This is a genomic window from Streptomyces sp. B6B3 (assembly GCF_039871525.1).
Lineage (GTDB): Bacteria > Actinomycetota > Actinomycetes > Streptomycetales > Streptomycetaceae > Streptomyces.
On the sequence record NZ_JBDPLU010000001.1, the window covers coordinates 709,724 to 729,840 of the forward strand.

Below are 20,117 nucleotides of genomic sequence, written 5' to 3' on the forward strand. Positions count from 1 at the left end.
CGGCGGACAGGCCGGCACGTGGGGTTGCACGGGGGTTGCAGCCCGCATACGACGTTCTGGTCGGCAGGGAGAGGCCATGGACGAGCGCGCGGAGATACGCCGCCTGGAGCAGCAGCGCGAGCGGGGGCTCAGTGGCGACCCGGCGGCGGTGCGCCGCGAGGTACGCGACTCGTGGAAACGCGCCAGGCGCAGGGGAGTCAGCCCCGCGCGGGCGCTGCCCCCGGTGCTGCTGGCCGAGGACGAGATCATGGAGCGGCGCCGGGCGCACGCGCTGGCCCAGGTGTGGCCGACGCTGCTGGGCACGTTGCGGTCCGCCGTGTCCGAGCCCGGGCACATCCTGTTCGTGGCGGACGCCACGGGGCAGTTGCTGTGGCGGGCCGGGCAGCGGAAGACCGTGCGCCTCGCCGAACGCGTGCACCTGACGCTCGGCGCCTCCTGGCACGAGGACGCGGCCGGGACCAACGGGGTGGGCACCACGCTGGCGGTGCGGCGCCCGTTCCAGGTCTACGGCGCCGAGCACTACATGTCCGCGGCGACCCCGTTCACCTGCTCGGGCGCGCCGATCCACGATCCGCTGACCGGCGAGGTGCTGGGCGTCGTGGACCTCACCAACAGCATCCGGGTGCCACGGGAGTTGGGCTTCGCGGCGGTGACCGGCGCGGCCCGGGTCGCCGAGTCGCTCCTGCGCGAGGCCGCCTTCCGGGAACGGGCCAGGCTGCACTCCCTGTACACCGAGGCGCTGGTCCGCCGCACCGGCGTGCACAGCGCGCTGGTCACCCGCTCCGGGGAGGTCGTCGAGGCGCACCCCGCGGGCTGGCTGCCCCGGCGGCTCGCCGGGCCGGTGACGGAGGGGCCCTCGGTGCTGCCGGACGGCCGGCCCGTGCTGGTGGAACGGCTCGCCTCCGGCAGCCTGTTCTCGATCATGGCCCTGCCCACCGCGGCCGGGGACGAGGACGCGTTGGTCTTCGGCGGTCTGGGCGTGGCCCGCGCCTGGGTGCGGCTCGACGGCGTCGCGCACGAGCTGAGTCGCCGGCACGCCGACCTGCTGGCCGTGTTACTGGCCAATCCGGGCGGCCTCAGCGGCGAGCGGCTCGCCCACGAGGTGTACGGGCCCGGCGCCAAGACGGTCACCGCCCGGGCCGAACTCGCGCGGCTGCGCCGCGTGGTGGGCTACCGGCTGGGCTCCGAGCCGTACCGGCTGACGGGGCGGGTGCAGGCCGACTTCGTGGAGCTGGACCGGGACCTGTCCACGGCGGGGCTCGGCGAGCTGCTCGACCGCTACCGGGGCCCGTTGCTGCCCGGCTCCCGCGCCCCTGGCGTGGCCGCGCTGCGCGACCGCCTGCACGAGCGGGTCCGCGGGCGGGTGCTCGGCGGCGCGGATCCGGACGCCATGACGCGCTGGCTGAGCAGCCCGCACGGCACCGACGACCGCGAGGTCGCCGCCGCCCGCGCCGCCCTCCGCCCGTAGCCGCGCCGAGCCGCGCCGCGCCGAACGGGCGACCGTCAGGACAGCGTGCGGGGCGGCAGGGTCAGCGGGCCCGGCACCTCCCGGTAGCGGCGGAGGCCGAGAGGCCGACTCCGGGTGGTCGCCCGGATCTCCAGGCCCAGCGTGCTGGTGACGCCCGCCGGCGCGCGCACCACCATGGCCAACGACTGGTCGCCGGTCAGCGGCATGGCCCGGGTCCGAGTGAACCGCCACCCGGGGCGCGGCGTCTGCGCCCGTTGCGCCTGAAGGAACGGCTCCCCGGTCTGCTCCGTGACCGTCCGGCTCCACTCGCCCAACTCCACCTCGACGCCGAGGAACGCCAGCCGGGGTCCGAGCGCGACGTGCCGCACCCGCTGCCGGGCGTCCCGCACCTCGGACGGGGTCATCGACCAGGCCACCGGGGCCTCCGCGCCGTCCTGGGCGGTCAACTCGAACGCCGCGTCCACCCGGTGGAGGCGGGGCGTGACGGGCCGATCGGGAAAGTTCAGCGTGAGCCGGACCAGGTGGTAGACGGCGCGGGCCGCCTCCTGGCTGACGAAGAGCCGGAGTTCCCGGTCCTCCGCCGCGAACTCGGGCGTGATCGGGACGGCGTGCGGGCCGCCCAGCAGCACCCGGCCGGCCAGCGGCGGCACGGGGGGCGGCGTCGGCTCCCCGGACGGCGGGGCGAGCGTCGCGTCCACCGACGTCAACACCAGCGGTCGCAGCGGCAGGTCCAGCGGTTCGACGGGGATCATGACCCTCCCGACGGCTCGTCGGACGCGGGCGGCTCGGCGGGGAGCACGCGGAGGCCGGCCTCCAGCGCGGCGCAGGTCGGCTCCGCCAGCGAGGTCTCGGCGGCGACCAGGAACGCGGCGTTGGACAGCCGCTCGGCGAGCCGGGGGTCGTGCCGGGAGAGACCGGCCGCCTCCTGGTAGAAGCTCCCGGCGAAGAGGTTGGCGCAGCCGACGTCCAGCGGTCCCGTGTGGGTGATCACGACGTCAGCCGTGCCGCGGAACAGCTCGGCGACCGCCGTGCTGTCACACGAGTTGAGCACCAGACAGCGCAGCCGGACGTCGGCCAACTCCCGGTACCGGCGGAGGATGTCGGCGACGCGGGCGGCCGGCACGGCGTCCTCCTCGCCGTCCGCGTTCTCGAACAGCAGCGCGCCCTCCGATCCGTGACAGCCGAAGTGCACGATGTCCGGGCGCTGCGCCCGGATCACGGACAGGTCGGCCACCTGCGCGGCCGGCCGGAAACTCACGCGCAGCCGGCCGGCGTCGTGCAGGTCCGCGATGCGCCGGAAGCCGCGGTCGGCCCGCACGGCGGGCAGGCCGTCGGGGCTGGCGACGAAGAACAGGACACGCAACGGGTCCGCCTCCGGATCCGGAGCCGCCTCCGGGGCCGGAGCCGTCTCCGGGTCCCGGGACGGAAGGCCATCCGCCGGAACGGGGGTTCGGCCGCGGTCCGGCCGAGCCGCGCCGTGCGGGTACCGCGCGGCGAGCGGAGCGAACACCTCGTGGGACGGGTACAGCCCGACGGCCTCGTCCAGCAGCAGGCGGTAGGGAGCCGGCCGCGCGGAGGCACCGTCGTCGAGCAGCTCGAAGATCTCGCCCCAGGCCAGCCCGGCGCCGCCGTCGAAGGCCGGCCACCGGTCCCGCCCCAGGCCCAGCGTGCGCAGCAGCGGCGCGGCCCGGCGTTCGGTGTGGAAGACCGTGGCCAACGCGTGCCGCAGCCGCTCCTTGTCCGGCACGGTCAGGACGACGTCGCCGGCGGGGCCGTCGAGGTGGTCGACGGAGGGCTCGCCGGCCCCGTCCGGCAGCGCGCCCGCCGAAGGAGGCCCGGGCGGGTGGGACTCGGGCACCGGGCGGTCGTTCGCCTCCGGGCCGGCCAGCCCGGGCGGTACGGGCGGTACGGGCGCGCCGGGAACGAGGGGAACGGGGAACGCGGCCGTGACTCCGCGCAGTTCGTCCGCCGGCAGACGCGGCGGCGCCTCGGCCAGCCCGCGGGCCACCAGGTCGGCCAACTCCCGCACGACCTCCAGGTACTGCCCGGGGTCGGGTCCCAACCTCCGCCGCATGAGGTCGTACAGGCCGAGCCGGGCGTACGGCGCGAGCGGCCCCGAGGACAGCACCGGCGGGCGGGGCAGGCCGGCGGGTGGGTCGACCCGCTGCCAGCGGACCAGGACCCGGGCGGCCGGCTGCGGTCCCGGCGGTAACGGGCCGCGGCGGAGCCGCCGTTCGAAGACCGCCCAGTCGCGGCCGCAGCACGGGTCCAGGTAGTAGTCGGGGGAGCAGAGCGCCACCAGGACGCCGGCCTCGGCGGCCGGCCCCGCGCCCTCCGACGTTCCGCCGCCGCCCGAGCCACCGGGGCGGCCGGGATCGGGCACGCCCAACTCGCCCAGCACCGTCAGCAGATCGTTCTCGAAGGCACTCACGTAGCTGCGCGGCTCGGTCGCCGCGCGGCTCAGGAACACATGGCTCACCGGCCCCCACCCCTCTCGGCGCCCACCTCACCGTCGGCACGGTCGTAACTGGCCGGTTGACGACTCTGCGCGGTCGTGCCGAATCAGTAGAGTAATCACAGAGTTTGTCATACGGCGATCACGTGGCGCTCATCATGGCGCCACGGAAGCGCATCGACGGTCTGCTCCTGGCACCGCGCACCTCGACGCAGCCGGTGGGGGCCGCGCCACGCCCAGGGGCCCAGGGAAGCGCGGGTCGGCACGCCGAACCCGCCCGAGGGGTAGCGGACACGTGACCGAGGCAGTGCGACGGGTATCGACACGGCGGCACCGGGGCCGGGCGCCACACGGCCCGGCCGTCGCCGCACAGGCGCCGACCTTCGACTCCGCGACGGCACCCGCCGAACCGTGGCGTCCGCACGGAACGGCGGCGGGCGGCGACGACCGGCGACCCCGCCCGTTCGACCAGTTCATCGTCAAGCTGCACGGCCGCTGCGACCTGGCCTGCGACTACTGCTACGTCTACGAGCTCCGCGACACCGGCTGGCGCGACCGCCCCCGCGCCATGGCGCCCGCCACGCTGGACCGGCTCGCCGCGCGGATCGCCGAGCATGCCGGGACCCATCGGCTGGCCGCGGCCCGGATCGTGCTGCACGGCGGCGAACCGCTGCTGGCGGGTTCGGACACCGTGGCCCGGTTCGCCGCGACCGCCACCCGGCGACTGCGCCGCGTGAGGGCCCGGCCCGACATCGTGCTCCAGACCAACGGCGTGCGGCTCACCACCGACGTGCTCGACACGCTGCTGCGGCACGGCGTGCGGGTCGGCGTCAGCCTGGACGGCGACCGGGTAGGGCACGACCGGCACCGCCGCCGCGCCGACGGCCGCGGCAGCCACGCCGAGGTCACCCGGGCCCTGCGCCTCCTCAACCACCCCGACTACCGCGGCCTGTTCGAGGGCCTGCTGTGCACCGTCGACCTGCGGAACGACCCCGTCGCCACGTACCGGGCGCTGGCCGCGCACCGCCCACCGATGCTCGACTTCGCGCTTCCGCACGCCACCTGGGAGCATCCGCCGCCCGCGGCGGCACCCGGCGCCGCGCCCTACGGGGCCTGGCTGGTGGCCGCGTTCGACGACTGGTGGGCGGCGGCGCGACCGCCGCGGGTGCGGCTCTTCGACTCGCTGGTCGACCTGTGGCGCGGCGGCACCGGCGGCAGCGAGGTGGTCGGCCTGGCCACGGCCTCGGCGGTGACCGTGGAGACCGACGGCAGCATCGCGCTCGCCGACTGGCTCAAGGCCGTGGCGAACGGCGCGGGCCGAACCGGACTCGACATCCACCGCCACGCGTTCGACGAGGCGCTCGCGATCCGGGAACGCACCACCACCCCCGACGGCCTCGCCGGGCTCTGCGGCACCTGCCGCGCCTGCCCGGTGGCCCGCGTCTGCGGCGGCGGCCTGCGGGCCCACCGGTTCAGCCCGGAACGGGACTACGCCAACCCGTCGGTCTACTGCCGCGACCTCGCGGCGCTGATCGGGCACGTGGCGGAGCGGCTGGCCGGAGCGGCCGGCACCGGATCGCCGGGAACCCCCGGGCACCGCGTCGTGAACCAGGTCAGGATGGCCGCGGAGTGACGCGAGGAGCGGCGTGGGACGCCGTGGGACGGAGTGAGACGGCCGTGGACGTGGCACTTCCGTGGATTTTTGACGGCATCTCATCTCGCCGGGAGGGCTCCCGCCACTAGACTGGGAGGGTGCCGTCCGGGAGTCCGGACGGCATCGGGCACCACACCAACCGGCTTCTGTCGTCGTGCCGGTCGGGGGGACGTGACGGCGGGCGCGAGAGTGCCGACCCCACGGTCGGCCACGAGGGGAGTGGCGCGTGGAGAGGGCTGCGGCACCGCTGTTCTTCACCAGCTACGCCACGAAGGCGGAGGACCGGGGACAGGTCCAGCGGTTCCACGTCGACGTGCAGGCCGAGGTCCACGCCCTGCTCGGACGACATCCCGGCACCGACGGACTGCTGAAGGACCCGATCCCGCGGCAGGGCCCGGAGTCCGCCGTGCTGGACTGCCGGGTGCTGCTCGCCCTCTACTCCGAGTCGTACCTGCGCGCCACCGACAGCGCCCGGGACTGGGCCGTCTTCCGAGAACGGGTCGAACGCGTCCTGCGCCGCACCGGGCAGTCCCCGCAGGCCCTGATCGGCGTCGTGTGGCGCGCGGAAGCCCTGGTCCTGCCGCGGTCCGTGGCCCGCGCCGGGCCGCTGCTGAGCGGATGGGGCGACGTCGGTGGGACGGTGGGCGTCGCCGACCTGCTCGCGGACCCGGCCGGCCTGGACGGCTACCGGCGGCTGGTGCGGCAGGTCGCCGAGCGCCTGGTGGACGCCGCCGCGCGGCAGGTCCCCGCCATCTCCGCGGCCGACGCCGCCGCCGTGCCGCCCCGGTTCGGGCCCCGGCGCGGCGAGCAGGCCGACCGGAGACGCGCCGCCACCGCACCCGAACGCGACCCCCGTGCCGCCAGCGACCCCCGTGCCTCCGGCGAGCCAGGGGGTTCCCGCGATTCCCGTGACGCGCCCGAGGCCCGTCCGATCACGCTGCTGTGTCTGACCGGCACCCGGGACCGGATGGTCGGCTTACGCGCCTCGGCCGACGGGTACGGGCCGTCGCCCGAGGACTGGCGGCCGTTTCTGCCGCAGGCCGACGAGCCGGCCGTCGCCATCGTGCGGCGCGCGCTGGCCGCCTACGGCCTGCGGAACATGACGGCCCGTCAGCTGCCGGCCCGGCCGGAGACCGGCCCCGCGCCCGCCCGCCCCGCGCGCTCGGCCGTCCTGCTCGTCGACCCCTGGCTGGCCAGCTCGCTCAGCGCGGAGACGTTACGGACCGAGCTCGCCGGCTGGTCGTCCGCCATCGGCGCCGTCGTCGTCGTCCTGGCCCGCGGCGACGCGGAGACGACCCGACACACCGCCGAACTCCGCGCCGCGGTGCTGGCCCGGATCATCAACAGCGGGCTCCAGGCCCCGCACCACGAGGCCGGTTCCGCACAGGGACTCGCGCACACCGTGATCGGCGCGGTCGCCGACATGCTGGCGCTCGGTCCGGGCGCGCCCGCCGAACCGCTGGACCCCGCCGAACCGCTCGCGTCCACGACTCCCCGGCAGGACGCGGCACCGCGGCCCGCCACACCGGACCCGGGCCGCCGCGCCGCGCCCGACCAGGCCGCCGACCGGACGGCGTCCGGCCGCGCCTCGCGCGTCGAGACCAGCGCCGAACGGCTCACCCGGCGCCGCAGGGAGCGCTCCAGCTGGCTCTCCCCGGTGGCCGGCCTGTTACCACCACTGCTGTACGGCACGTCCGGGGGGAAGCAAGCGGAAACATGACAGTCACCCGTCCCGCCTCGATCGTCACGTTCTACTCGTACAAGGGCGGTGCCGGGCGCACAGTGGCGTTGGCCAACGTCGCCTGGATACTCGCCAGCGCCGGAAAGACCGTGCTGGTCGTGGACTTCGACCTGGAGACCCCCGGACTGCACGGCTACTACCGGCAGTTCCTCACCGACCGGGAGCTGGAGAGCACCACCGGGGTCCTGGACCTGGTGCACGGCTTCGCCGAGGGCGCGAACGCCAACGGCGCGGGCCGGGAGGACCTCCGCGACCTGCTGGACACCTACACCGACCTCAGCGCCCACGTGGTCGGGCTCAACGCGCGCTTCCCGCACGGTGGCCGGCTCGACTACCTCGGCCCCGGACAGCACGACGACGACTACCCGGAACGGCTCACGGCGTTCAACTGGACCGAGTTCTTGGGCTCGGAGGAGGGGGCCGAGTACCTGCTCCGGCTGCGCGAGCGGATGCGCCACGGCGAGTGGGACTACGTGCTGGTGGACAGCCGGGCCGGCGTGTCCCCCGTCGCCCGGATCTGCACCTCGGTGCTTCCCGACGTCGTGGTCTGCGCGCTGACCATGGACAGCGCGTCCATCGCGGGCACCGCCCGCGTCGCGCGGGGCCTCGCCGCCCCCGACGGTCGCGCCATCCGGGTGCACGCGCTGCCGACGCACAGCGGCAGCTCCGAACTGCCGCTGCGGCAGGCCAAGAGCAGCGAGGCCCGGCAGGCGTTCCGCGACCTCCTCGGACTGCCGGGTCAGGAGGCCGAGGAGACGTACTGGGACCAGGTGCAGGTGCCCTACGCGCCGTTCTACGCGATGAGCGGCGAACTGGCCGTGCTGCGCGAGCGGCCCACCGACACGGCCGGCGTCCTGCCCCATTACGTCCAGCTGGCCGCGCGGGTCAGCGACGGGGCGGTGAGCACGTTCACCGCCGTCCCGGAGAACCAGCGCCGGCTCTACGAGCGGGAGTTGCACCTGGCCCTGCGCGGCCGGCCGGAGACCGTGGCGCTGCTGCACGCGCCGGAGGACCAGGCGTGGGCGGAATGGCTCGGCGAGCTGTTCCGGCTGCTCGGCATCGAGGTGTTGGGGCGCGAGGCGGCCGGCCTCGGCCCGGACGCGCGCCCGGTCGCGGACAGCGTGCTGGTGCTGCTCTCCACGCATCTGCGCGGCACGCCCGAGGAGATGCTGCTGTCCCGCCCGCCGTCCGGCCTCGACGCCGGCGGCCCGCACGTGGTCTGCGTGCAGCTCGACGCCACCCCGATGGTTCCCGGGCAGGCCGACCGGCGGCCCCTGGACGTGGTGAACCTGGCCGGACTCAACGAGACCGCCGCGGTCACCGCCGTGCTCGGCCGCTTCGGGTTCACCGGCGCGGAGGACCGGATAGCGTCCAGCGCCGGCTCCCGCCACCGGTTCCCCGGCCGGCTCGCCGAGGTGTGGAACGTCGAGCGCCGGGACCCGTACTTCACCGGCCGCGCCAGACAACTCGCCGATCTACGCGCCAGGTTGAGCGCCCCGGTGAACGCGCCCGGGCGGGTGCAGGCGCTGCTGGGGATGAGCGGCGCGGGCAAGAGCGCGATCGCCCGGGAGTACGCGCACCGGTTCGCCAGCGACTACGACGTGGTGTGGTGGGTGACCGCCTCGGAGCCGGACGCGGCCCGCGAGAGCCTGGCCCGGCTGGCCAGGGAGATCGCCAGGAAGTCGGGCCGGAGCGTCGGCGAGGACTGGGAGTCGCTGCGCGAGAGCCTGCGCCGCGGCGACCCCTACGACCGGTGGCTGCTGGTCATCGACAACGCCGAGGAGCCGGCGGCGCTGCGGGAGTTCGTGCCGGACGCCGGCTACGGCCACGTCCTGATCACCTCGCGGAACAGCGACTGGGACCGGGAGGCCCAGGCGCTGCGGGTGGACGTCTTCACCCGGGAGGAGAGCCGGGCGCTGCTCGGCGGGCGGCTGACCCAGGCCGGGGCCGCGGAGCTGGACCGGCTGGCCGAGGCGCTGGGCGACCTGCCGATGGCCCTGGACCAGACCGCCGCCTGGCTGCGCAACGGGCCCGTGACCGTACGGCAGTTCGTGGACCAGTTGCAGAGCGACGCGGAGACCAGGAGCGGCGAGCAGTTCGCGGTCGAGTACCCGACGGCGTTCGCCGCGGTGCACGACGTCACCGCCGAATGGCTGGAGCGCGAGTCCCCGGCCGCCGCCCGGCTGCTGGACCTGAGCGCCTTCCTGTCGCCCGACGGCGTCTCGTTCCAGGTGATCCAGTCCCCGGCGATGCGGGCGCGGCTGGCCGAGGTGGACCCCGAACTGCGCGACAGCATGCGGCTGCGCGAGGTGCTGACCACGCTGGCCGGCCGCGCCCTGGCGCAGGTGGACCAGGCCACCGAGACGTTCAAGGTGCACCGGCTGACCCAGCTCGCGCGCCGGACCCGGATGACGCCGGAGCAGCGCGAGGAGTGCCGCCGGCAGGTGCTGGGCGTGCTCGCCGAGCTGGCGCCGCCGGACATCGACGCCGACGACCCCCGCCAGGCGCAGGTCTTCGCCGAACTGGACAAGCACCTCCTCGTCTCCGGCGCCCTGACCAGCGACGACCCTCAGGTGCGCCGTTGGGTCGCCAACCAGGTCAGGTACCGCTTCCGCCGTAACGACTGGAAGTCCGCCCGAGATCTGGGCGAACGCGTGCTGGCGGACTGGCGGGAGCGGTTCCCCGAGGACATCCCGACGCTCCGGCTGGCCACCCAGGTGGCCAACGCGCACCGGGCGCTGGGGGCGTACGACGCGGCGCTGGAGATGGACCAGGCGACGCTGCGCACCCAGCGCAAGGTGCTGCGCCCGCAGGACCCTTACACGCTGATGACGCTCCGCGGGTACGCCGCCGAGCTGCGCGCGTTGGGCAACTTCCGCGACGCGCTGGCCGAGGACCAGACCACCTACGAGGGGTTCCGCCGGGCGTTCGGCGACGATCATCCCGACACCCTGATGGCCTCCGCCAACCTGGCCCTGTCCTGGTACTTCATGGGCTCGCCGCTGCGCGCCATCGCCCAGGACACCATCACCCTGGAGGGCCGCAGGAAGATCCTCACCGAGCGCGACCCCTCGACCTGGCGGTCCTGCGCCACCCTGGGCACCTTCCACCGGCACGCGGGCCGGCTGACCGACTCCGCGTCCTACCTCACCGAGGCGGTGCGCCAACTCACCGCGCTGGAGGGCAAGGACGCGCCGCGCACCCTCTGGGCGGTGAAGAGCCTGGGCCTGACCTACCTCGCGGACGGCGACCTGACCTCCGCGCTGCCGCTGCTGCGGGACGTCAACACCAAGATGCAGGCGGCCTGGGGCGAGGACCATCCGGTGACCATGGCGTCGCTGCTCGCCGTCGCCATGGTGCTCCATCTCCAGGGCGATCCGGCGGAGGCCGCGGCGTTCGCCCGGGAGGTGCTCGCCGGGCACCAGGAGCGGTTCGGCGACGAGCACCCGTTCACCGCGATGTGCCGGTCCAACCTGGCGCTTTTCCTGCTGGAGAGCGGGCAGCACGGGGAGGCCGAGGAGGCCAGGGCGCTCGCGACCGACGCCGTCACCCGGCTGAACGGTTCGCTGCGGCCCGACCACCCGTTCACGCTCGTCGCGCGGATCAACCGCAACAACGCGGTGGCCGCCACCGAGCCGTCGGAGCTGGTCGCGGCCGAGGACCAGAGGATCTACGACAACTGCCGGATCCGGTGGGGCACCGAGCACGCGGTCACGCTGACGGCCGCGGCCAACCTGGCGCACGCCGGGGCCCCACCCGCCGGCGGCGGCGACCCGCTGGCCGCCGTGGCGGCCCGGTGCGCCGAGCAGTTCGGACCCGACCACCACCTGACCCGGCGGCTGACCGCCGACCCGTACCGGCGGGTCGGCGCCGCCCTGGAGATCGAAGAGGTCTGATGCGGAGACTGCGCCCAGGCACCGACGGAGCGGACGACACCGGCCGGCGGCGCGCCGCCGCGAGGGCGAGGAAGCCGTGAGCCACCGCCCCACGACCACGTCGCCGAGCTTCCCGAACGGCGAGACTCCCGCGCTCCGGGCACTGGCCGAGCACCTGACGGCCATCGCCGACGCCGACGGGCTGGCGCACCTGATCCTCTACGACCGCGGCACGGTCAGGATCGCCGTCGCCGCCGGTGATCCCGACGACGCCGACGACCACGCGCGGAACGGGCGCCAGCTCTACTTCACGCTGGGCGAACTGGGCCCCGACCTGGCGCAGCTGCGCAGCGGCGTGCTGATGCGCACCATCATCCAGGTGCCCACCGGCGCCATCTTCTTCTTCCTCGTCGGCGGCGACGTCCACCTCTACGGGGCCACCCAGCACGCCGAACACACCGACGAGCTGGACCGGCTGATGGCCCGGGCCGCCAACGGGATCCGGAGGGACTGGCGCTACAGCGAGCTGGACTTCGGTTCCTACCTGTCCGTGGCGCGGAACGACGGCGCCGCCGCCGGCGCCCCCGGCCCGCCGGCCGCCACCGCGCCGGACGACCGGCCGGGCGGCGCCGACGCCGAACCGGACGGCGGCCCGCTGGCCCCTCTCGCGGGCGCGCTGTCGGCGACGGGCCTGCACCACGTCGCGTACCACCAGCCGGGCCGGGCCGAGGTCGTCACGGCCGACGTCTTCGACGATCCGGCCCTGGAGGAGTTCTTCGCCTTCCTCAGCCGGGACGAGCGGCGCGCGCAGTACCGCATCCTCGGGGAGCGGCTACCCGGCCTCGCGAACTGGCTGAACACCGCCCTGTGGGCGGTGACCGGCGGCGAGGCGATCCGGCTGGTCCTCGACGTCGAGCTCGGCGCGCTCTACCTCTTCGCCCTCCCCGACAACCGGTATCTCGTCGGGGTGACCCTGGACCAGACCCTGGTGGAGGTGGCCGACCGGGCCATGCAGCGGCTGACGGCCGAGCTGACGCGACGGCTCGGGCCGGCGCCGCGATGAGCGGCGCGGAGGCGGCCCGTGCCCTCGGCACCGACGTCCTGCGCTCGCTGCGTGTCCCCGTCCTGGTCGCCTGCGCCGGGCTGCTCCTCGGGCTCCCGCTCACCCCGGAGGACTGGGCCGGCGACGCCGGATACGCGCACCTGACCGCCGCGTTGCTCGCGATCGGCCTGTACGCCAGTGCCTCCGGCATCTCCCGGCCCCGGGCGCGCCAGGACCTCGGCCGCATCGGGCTGGCCATCACCTTCGGGGTGCTGCTGAAGGCGGCGTTGACGGCCGCCGCGCTGACCCTGGTCTTCCCCGGCCGCCCGGAGTACGTGGTGCTGGCCGTCGCCATGGCGCAGATCGACCCGCTGTCGGTCGCCGGCCTGCTGGGGCGCCGGGACATGTCGGAGCGCGCGAAGTCACTGCTGTTCGCGTGGGCCTCGTTCGACGATCCGGTGACCACGGTCCTCGTCATCTACGCCGGGGTGCTCTTCCTCGACGAGGCGGACACCGGGGGCCTCGGCGCCTACCGCCACACGCTGCTGCTCAACGCCGTTCTGGTGGCGGGGGCGGCGGCCGTCTGGTGGGGCCTCGGTCGGCTCGGTCCGCTCCGCCGGTCGGGCCGACGACCGGCGGCCGGCGCGGCGGGCCCGGACAACGAGGAAGGCCCGGCGGCGCCGGGCGGTTGGGCCCGGACCGTGGCGCTGGCGCTGCTACTGGCCGTGGCGGCCTGGCAGTTCCTCATGCTCGGGGTGGCCGTCGCCGCGCTGTTCTTCCGCCCGGCCCTGGGACGCTGGCTGGACCGCGCCACCGGGCTCGCGTTGGTCTCGGCGACGCTGCTCCTCGGCGTGCTGCTGTCCTCCGGCGCGCGGCCGCTCCCCGGGCTGGTGCTCGGCGTCGCCGTCTACGGCTCCCAGGTCGTGGTGAGCCTCCTGGTGTCGCGCGGCTTCTCCCGCGAGGACCGCGTCGCGCTGAGCCTCGCCCAGCAGAACGGCATCACCGCGATCATCCTCGCCCTGATGCTGCAGCCGGAGATCCCGGAGGCGGTCGGCACCATCGCGCCGGCCATCCTGGTCGTCAACCTGCTGCACGCCCTCGCCAACGCCGCCGTCCGGCTGAGGTCAGCCACCCCACAGACCGCTCCGGAGTCCGCGTCGTCCTCGCCCACTTCGCCCGAGCCGCCCACTTCGCCTGAGCCGCCCACTTCGCCCGAGCCGCCCACTTCGCCTGAGCCGCCCACTTCGCCCGAGCCGCCCACTTCGCCCGAGCCGCCCGAGTCGCCCGAGCCGTCCGAGCCCTCCGACCCCTCCGGGTCATCCGCGTCGCCGGGCGCGGCGGGTGCCGCGCCCGGCCCGGGGCGTGGGTGACGGCGGGGCCGGCTACGCCTCCGGCCGCGGCGGCGGTCCGTCCGGCGTCTCCCGCACCCGCCCGAACAGCGCGGCGCGCGCCACCGCGGGCGCGAACAGCGCGGACAGCGGCGCGGTCAGTCCCAGCACGGCACGGAACGCGTCGCCCACCACCGGATCGCCGGGCGCCCGGGCCTGCACCCGCCCCAGGTACCAGGACGCCACCCGGTCCGCCATACCGCCTCGGGCCACGTCGCCCTCGGCGCCGGGCATGTTCCGGTCCGCGCCCGTCGAGATGTCCCACGCCTGTCGCGACGAACGCGCCACCGCCCGTTGAACGTTCAGCGTGCGGGACGACCGGTGCGGGTTGGCGAGGGCGTCCCGCAGCGCGAGCGCGTTGAGCGCGGCGACCGACATGCCCTGCCCGTAGATCGGGTTGAACGCGCACAGCGCGTCGCCGGTGGCCAGGAAGCCCTCCGGACGGCGCCCCCGACGGTCGTAGCGCAGCCGAACGTTGACGGTGCCGCGGAAGCCGAAGACGCCGGACTCCGGTTTCGCGCGCGCCATCCAGTCGCCGATCACCGGATGCGGCAACCGTTGCGCGAACGCCTCGAACTCCGCGGGATCCGTGGGAGGTTGATAGTCACGGAGCCCGGACAGGGTGACAAGGTGCAGGTCGTCGCCGACGGGTACCACCACGCCGCTGCGGGTCTGCTCGGGACTGGGCAGCAGATAGTAGCCGCGCGGGGCCTCCGGCGCGCCCTCCTCCGTCGCCCGGTAGACCCGCGTGGCGTAGGCCAGTCCCGTGTCCAGCCGCTCCTCGCGCGGCGCCTCGGCACCGAGCGCCACCAGCCAGACCGGCGCGCGGCTGCCGCGCCCGGAGGCGTCCACCACCAGGTCGGCGGCCAACGGTTGGCTCGTGCCCTCCGCCCCCGCGCCGCGCTCCCGCAGCAGCACGCCCCGCACCCGGGAGGCGTCGCCGAGCAGACCTCTGACCTCCGTGCCCCCCACCACCGTCACCCGGCCGTCGGCGCACACCCGGCGGCGCACCAGCCACTCCACCTGGGCGCGGCGACCCGTGTAGACGTGGGTGGAGGCGGGGGTGCGTCGGTACCACCGGCCGTCCTGCCAGTAGAGCAACTCGTCCGGCATGCCCAGGCGGGGCGCACCGTGCCCGTCGAGCTCCGCCAGCACGCCCGGCAACAGCTCCTCCAACGCCCGCTGTCCGCTCTCCAGCAGAGCGTGCACGTGCCGGCCCTGCGGGACCCCGGGCCTGACGTCCGGCTCCGCGGGTAACCGGTCGCGCTCGACGAGCGTCACCCGCTCCGCGTGCTCGCTGAGCACCCGCGCGGCCAGCAGCCCGGCGAACCCGGCCCCGATCACCACCACATGACCCGCTCCGATCCGTCGCGCCCGTCGCGCCTGCCGTCCGACCATGTCGTTCCCCCTTCTCCCGTGCTGCCATACCGTTCACGCTGCGTACCCGCATGGTCGCACCGTCGGGGGGTGTCTGTCCGGACCGCCGTGGTCGCCCGACCCGGTGGACGGATGCGCGACCGGCGCACGGGCGCCGCCCGTGCCGGGGCCCTTGACCGCGCTGAGGGCCGCTCCTACAGTCTGGGCGCGAATCTATCGGACTGTCAGTCCGAAATTTTCGGCCACGACGGAAAGCGCTTACCGCACTCGCCGCACGGATCGCGCCACGGAACAGACGCGCCTGGAGGTCACCCATGAGGTATGCCCGTCGATGCCGAGCGGCCCTCCGGCCGCTCGTGCTGGCCCTGGCCGTGGTCGGGCTGACCGCGGTCCCGGGCCTGAGCGCCGGCGCCTCGGCGTCCCCCGCCGCACCGGCCGCACCGGCCGCACCGGCCACGCCGACGACGCCGACGACGCCGGTCACGTCGGCCGGTTGGGCCGACGCGCCGGTGGGCTTCGCCGCCCTGGACGCCGCGGGCCAGGACGGCACCACCGGCGGCGCCGGCGGCGCCACGGTCACCGTGCACGACCTGGCCGAGCTGGTCCGCTACGCCGAGGCGCCGGAGCCGTACGTGATCCGGGTGGCCGGCAGCATCGAGGTCGCGCCGTTCGGCGGGATGATCCGCGTCGCCTCGGACAAGACGATCGTCGGCGTCGGCCCGGACGCCGAACTCGTGGGCGGCGGCCTCTTCCTGGACCAGGTGGCGAACGTGGTCGTGCGGAACCTGACGTTCCGCGACTCCTACGTCCCCGGCGACTGGGACGGCAAGTCGGCCGACAACGACAACGACGCGATCCGGATGGACACCGCGCACCACGTGTGGGTCGACCACTGCGCGTTCCTGCGGGGCGGCGACGGCCTGGTGGACGTCCGCAGGGACAGCGACTACGTCACGCTCTCCTGGAACGTCTTCGCCGACCACAACAAGACGCTCGGCATCGGCTGGACGGAGAACGTGATCACCAAGATCACGATCCACCACAACTGGTTCCGCAACACCTACCAGCGCAATCCCAGCATCGACAACACCGACGCCGCCCACCTCTTCAACAACTACTTCGAGAACTTCGGCCAGTACGGCACGATGAGCCGCGGCGCCGCCGAGGTGGTCGCCGAGCACAACTACTACGCCACCGGCCAGGACCCGCTGGTCGTCAAGGACCCCACCGCCGAACTGGTCAGCCGCGGCAACCTGCTGCGGGACACCTGGGGGCGCGCCGACGCGGCGGGCGACGCGTTCGACCCCGCGGCGTACTACCGCTACGCCGCCGACCCGGCCCGCGCGGTGCCCGGCCTGGTGGAGCGGCACGCGGGGCCGGCGGGCTACGCGCCCGACCCGGTGGCGCGAACCGTCACCGTCTCCCTCGACGGCACCGGCGACTTCGCCAGCGTCCGCGCCGCGCTCGGCGCGGTCGCCGCGGACCCCGGCCGCCCGGTGGAGATCGTGGTGGCGCCCGGCGTCTACCGGGAGGTGGTCCACGTGTGGCCGGCCGCTTCGGGCGTGACCGTCCGCGGCGCCACCGGCGATCCGGCGGACGTCGTGCTGACCTATGACTTCGGCGTCGACCAGGAGAAGTTCTACGGCGGGCCGAACGGCGTGGCCGGCAGCGCCACGCTGTCCGTGCTGGCCGACGGCGTCACCCTGGCCGACCTGACCGTCGACAACGCCTATCCCGGGGAGGGACCGGCCGTCGCGCTGAGCGCGACCGGTCGCGACCTGGATCTGGACGACGTGGTGCTGCACGGCGACCATGTCACCGACGCCGCGTGACCGTTTCCCACGGAACGAGCACGCTCCCCGCCGCGTGACCGCTCACCGCGCCGCACCACCGCGCGGGTCGCCCTGAGCCGACCGCGGCCCAGCACGTCGCACCAGCACGCCCATCCGTCCCGTGAGGAGTACGTGTTGACAGCCCCATTCCGAGATTCCCGTCCCGTCGGTCGCGTCCGGCGCTTCCGACGTTCCCGCGCCGTCGTGGCGTGCGCGCTCGCCGCGACGCTCGCCGTCCTGACGGGCGGCGGCCTGGCCGCCGCCCATCCGGGCCATGGCGACGAGACGTTCAACGCCCTGGTGTTCAGCAAGACCGCCGAATTCCGCCACGACTCCATCGAGGCCGGCGTCGCCGCGATCGAAGGGCTCGGCGCCGAACACGGTTTCGACGTCACCGCCACCGAGGACGCGAGCGTCTTCAACGACCAGGACCTCGCCGACTACGAGGTCGTCATCTGGCTCTCCACCACCGGAGACGTCCTCGACGACTACCAGCAGGCGGCGTTCGAGCGGTACATCCAGGCCGGCGGCGGCTACGCCGGCGTGCACGCCGCCGCCGACACCGAGTACGACTGGGCCTGGTACGGCGACCTGGTCGGCGCCTACTTCGCCGGCCACCCGGAGCCGCAGCAGGCCACGGTCAAGGTCGAGGACCCCGCCCACCCCTCCACCGCCGACCTGCCCGTGCGGTGGAACCGCGCCGACGAGTGGTACAACTACGGCGCCAACCCCCGCGGCGACGTGCACGTCCTCGCCTCACTCGACGAGACCTCGTACACCGGCGGCACGATGGGCGAAGAGCACCCCATCTCCTGGTGCCACAACCACGACGGCGGCCGCGCCTGGTACACCGGCATGGGACACGACGCCGCCTCGTACTCCGACGAGCAGTTCCTCGGCCACCTGCTGGGCGGCATCCGCACCGCCGCGGGCGTGCTGCCCGCCGACTGCTCGGCGTCGCTGAGCCGGAACTTCGAGAAGGTCACCCTCGACGACAACACCAGCAACCCGATGGAGCTGGCCGTCGCCGACGACGGCCGGGTCTTCTACATCGAACGCAACGGCGACGTGCGCGTGGTGCGTCCCGACGGCACCGTCGTCACCGCCGGCACCCTGCCGGTGTACACCGGGCAGGAGTTCGGGCTGCTCGGCCTCGCGCTGGACCCGGGCTTCGCCGAGAACGGCTGGCTCTACCTCTACCACTCGCCCGACGGTTCCGACTCCGTGGACCGGGTCTCCCGCTTCACCGTCGAGGGCGACTCGCTCGACCTCGCCAGCGAGCAGGTGCTGCTGGAGGTCGACACCCAGCGGGACCAGTGCTGCCACGCCGGCGGGGCCCTGGAGTTCGACACCCAGGGCAACCTGTACATCGCCACCGGGGACAACTCCAACCCGTTCGACTCCGACGGCTACTCGCCCCTCGACGAGCGCGAAGGACGCGCCCCCTGGGACGCCCAGCGCACCTCCGCCAACAGCGCCGTGCTGAACGGCAAGATCCTGCGCGTCACCCCGCAGCCGGACGGCACGTACACCATCCCCGACGGCAACCTCTTCGCCCCGGGCACCGCGGACACCCGGCCCGAGATCTACGCCATGGGCTTCCGCAACCCCTTCCGGATCGGCATCGATCCGACCACCGACCGGCTCTTCGTCGCCGACTACGGACCCGACGCCGCGGCGGCCAACCCCGACCGCGGTCCCGACGGCCGCGTCGAGTGGAACATCGTCGACGAGCCGGGCTTCTACGGCTGGCCCTACTGCGTCGGCGCCAACACCCCCTACAACGACTACGACTTCGAGACCGAGACCGCGGGCGAGCCGTTCGACTGCGGCGCCCCGGTCAACGACTCGCCGAACAACACCGGACTCGGCGAGCTGCCGGCCGCCATCCCGGCCGAGATGTGGATGGGCGCCGCCAGCAGCGGCGTTCCGGAGATCGGCGGCAGCGGCGCGCCCATGACCAGCGGCGCCTACCAGTACGACGCCGACCTGGACTCCGCGGTCAAGTGGCCGGCGTACTACGACGGCAAGGCCGTCTTCGCCGACTGGAACGACGGCCGGCTGTTCTCCGTCCAGCTCGACGAGGAGCGCACCGGCGTGTCCGACGTCTCCCGGATGCTCGCGGACCTGAACTTCATCCGCCCGCACGCCCTGCAGTTCGGCCCGGACGGCGCGCTCTACCTGATCGAGTGGGGGAGCGGCTTCGGCGGCAACAACGCCGACTCCGGCGTCTACCGCATCGACTACGCGAACGGCAACCGGGCCCCGAACGCCCGGATCGAGGCGAGCGCCACCTCGGGCCCGCTGCCGCTGGAGGTCACCTTCGACGCCTCGGGATCCACCGACCCCGAGGAGCAGAGCCTCACGTACGCGTGGGACTTCGACGGCGACGGCGAGGACGACAGCTACGACGTCACCGCCACCCACACCTACACCGAGGCCGGACGCTACCCCGCCCGGCTGACCGTGACCGACACCGAGGGCCGCAGCGCCGTGTCCAGCGTGGACGTCACGGCCGGCAACTCCGCGCCGGTGGTGGAGGTGACCGCCCCGGTCGACGGCGGCTTCTTCGAGTTCGGCGACACCATCGCCTACGACGTCACGGTCACCGACGCCGAGGACGCCGAGATCGACTGCCAGCAGGTCGTCGTGCAGCCCGCGCTCGGGCACGACGAGCACTCCCACGGCTACGAGCAACACCACGGCTGCTCGGGCACGTTCCCGCTGCCCGGCGACGACGGCCACACCGGCGCCAACATCTTCGGCACCGTCACCGTCACGTACACCGACCAGGGCAACGGCGACGCGCCGCCGCTGACCACCCAGGAGGTGCTGGTCCTCCAGCCCAAGCACCGGGAGGCCGAACACTTCGACACCACAGGACGGCTGGACTCCTCCACCGCCGGCGGCGCCCCCGGCGTCACCCCTGAGGCGACCGGCGACACGGCGGGCGGCGGCCAGAACGTCGGCCACATCGAGGACGGCGACTGGTGGGCCTGGGACCCCGCCAACCTCACCGGCATCGACGAGGTGAGCCTGCGCGCCGCCTCGCCGACCGACGGCGCCACCGTCGAGGTCCGCACCGGCGACCCCGACACCGGCCCCACCGTCGCGACCATCCAGGTCGAGCCGACCGGCGACTGGCAGGTCTACGGCGACTTCACCGCCCAGGTCGCCGGCGACACCGCGACCACCAGCGGCCCGCTGTACTTCGTGAAGACCACGGGCCAGCTCAACGCCAACTGGGTCGACTTCACCGGCCAGGGCATCACCGAGCCCTGACCT

11 protein-coding genes are annotated in these 20,117 nt (G+C 74.5%); 8 read left to right on the forward strand and 3 right to left on the reverse strand.

The window, feature by feature from the left end; all coding sequences use genetic code 11:
• Positions 1-76: 76 nt before the first annotated feature.
• Entirely contained in the window at positions 77-1,468 is a 1,392-nt protein-coding gene (locus tag ABGB06_RS03040; protein WP_347585056.1) for a hypothetical protein, read from the forward strand.
• A 35-nt stretch (positions 1,469-1,503) separates the two neighbouring features.
• Here the strand turns inward: ABGB06_RS03040 and ABGB06_RS03045 are convergent, their stop codons facing one another.
• Both ABGB06_RS03045 and ABGB06_RS03050 read right to left on the reverse strand, forming a co-directional pair.
• Complete coding sequence (locus ABGB06_RS03045) at positions 1,504-2,220, reverse strand: hypothetical protein (RefSeq protein ID WP_347585057.1); 717 nt, start codon at positions 2,218-2,220, stop codon at positions 1,504-1,506.
• Positions 2,217-3,947 carry an effector-associated domain EAD1-containing protein gene (locus tag ABGB06_RS03050; protein WP_347585058.1) on the reverse strand — a complete coding sequence of 577 codons (1,731 nt, stop codon included), beginning with the start codon at positions 3,945-3,947 and terminating at the stop codon, positions 2,217-2,219. The genes ABGB06_RS03045 and ABGB06_RS03050 overlap by 4 nt, the downstream gene beginning before the upstream one ends.
• Before the next feature lie 271 nt (positions 3,948-4,218).
• Between ABGB06_RS03050 and ABGB06_RS03055 the strand changes: the two genes are divergently transcribed.
• From ABGB06_RS03055 to ABGB06_RS03075, 5 genes are all read left to right on the forward strand, one after another.
• Entirely contained in the window at positions 4,219-5,556 is a 1,338-nt protein-coding gene (locus ABGB06_RS03055; protein ID WP_347585060.1) for an FxsB family cyclophane-forming radical SAM/SPASM peptide maturase, read from the forward strand.
• Positions 5,557-5,803: 247 nt separating this feature from the next.
• Positions 5,804-7,297 (forward strand): hypothetical protein, encoded by a 1,494-nt coding sequence (locus tag ABGB06_RS03060; RefSeq protein ID WP_347585061.1) that lies wholly within the window; start codon positions 5,804-5,806, stop codon positions 7,295-7,297.
• On the forward strand, positions 7,294-11,214 hold the full coding sequence (gene fxsT / locus ABGB06_RS03065; protein WP_347585062.1) for an FxSxx-COOH system tetratricopeptide repeat protein: 3,921 nt from the start codon (positions 7,294-7,296) through the stop codon (positions 11,212-11,214). The genes ABGB06_RS03060 and fxsT overlap by 4 nt, the downstream gene beginning before the upstream one ends.
• A gap of 76 nt (positions 11,215-11,290) precedes the next feature.
• Positions 11,291-12,256, forward strand: coding sequence for a hypothetical protein (locus ABGB06_RS03070; protein WP_347585063.1), 966 nt, complete (start codon positions 11,291-11,293; stop codon positions 12,254-12,256).
• Positions 12,253-13,605: a hypothetical protein gene (locus tag ABGB06_RS03075; protein ID WP_347585064.1), complete on the forward strand. Its 1,353-nt coding sequence runs from the start codon at positions 12,253-12,255 to the stop codon at positions 13,603-13,605. Before ABGB06_RS03070 ends, ABGB06_RS03075 begins: the two co-directional genes overlap by 4 nt.
• 12 nt (positions 13,606-13,617) lie before the next feature.
• On the opposite strand, the gene ABGB06_RS03080 is transcribed toward ABGB06_RS03075, so the two are convergent.
• A complete protein-coding gene (locus ABGB06_RS03080) occupies positions 13,618-15,021 on the reverse strand; it encodes an FAD-dependent monooxygenase (protein ID WP_347585065.1) in 1,404 nt (467 codons plus the stop codon).
• 293 nt (positions 15,022-15,314) lie between these two features.
• Here ABGB06_RS03080 and ABGB06_RS03085 point away from each other — a divergent pair, with 293 nt between their 5' ends.
• A complete protein-coding gene (locus tag ABGB06_RS03085; protein WP_347585066.1) occupies positions 15,315-16,832 on the forward strand; it encodes a pectinesterase family protein in 1,518 nt (505 codons plus the stop codon).
• Between the two features lie 204 nt (positions 16,833-17,036).
• Positions 17,037-20,114 carry a ThuA domain-containing protein gene (locus tag ABGB06_RS03090; RefSeq protein WP_347585067.1) on the forward strand — a complete coding sequence of 1,026 codons (3,078 nt, stop codon included), beginning with the start codon at positions 17,037-17,039 and terminating at the stop codon, positions 20,112-20,114.
• The last annotated feature ends 3 nt before the right edge of the window (positions 20,115-20,117 follow it).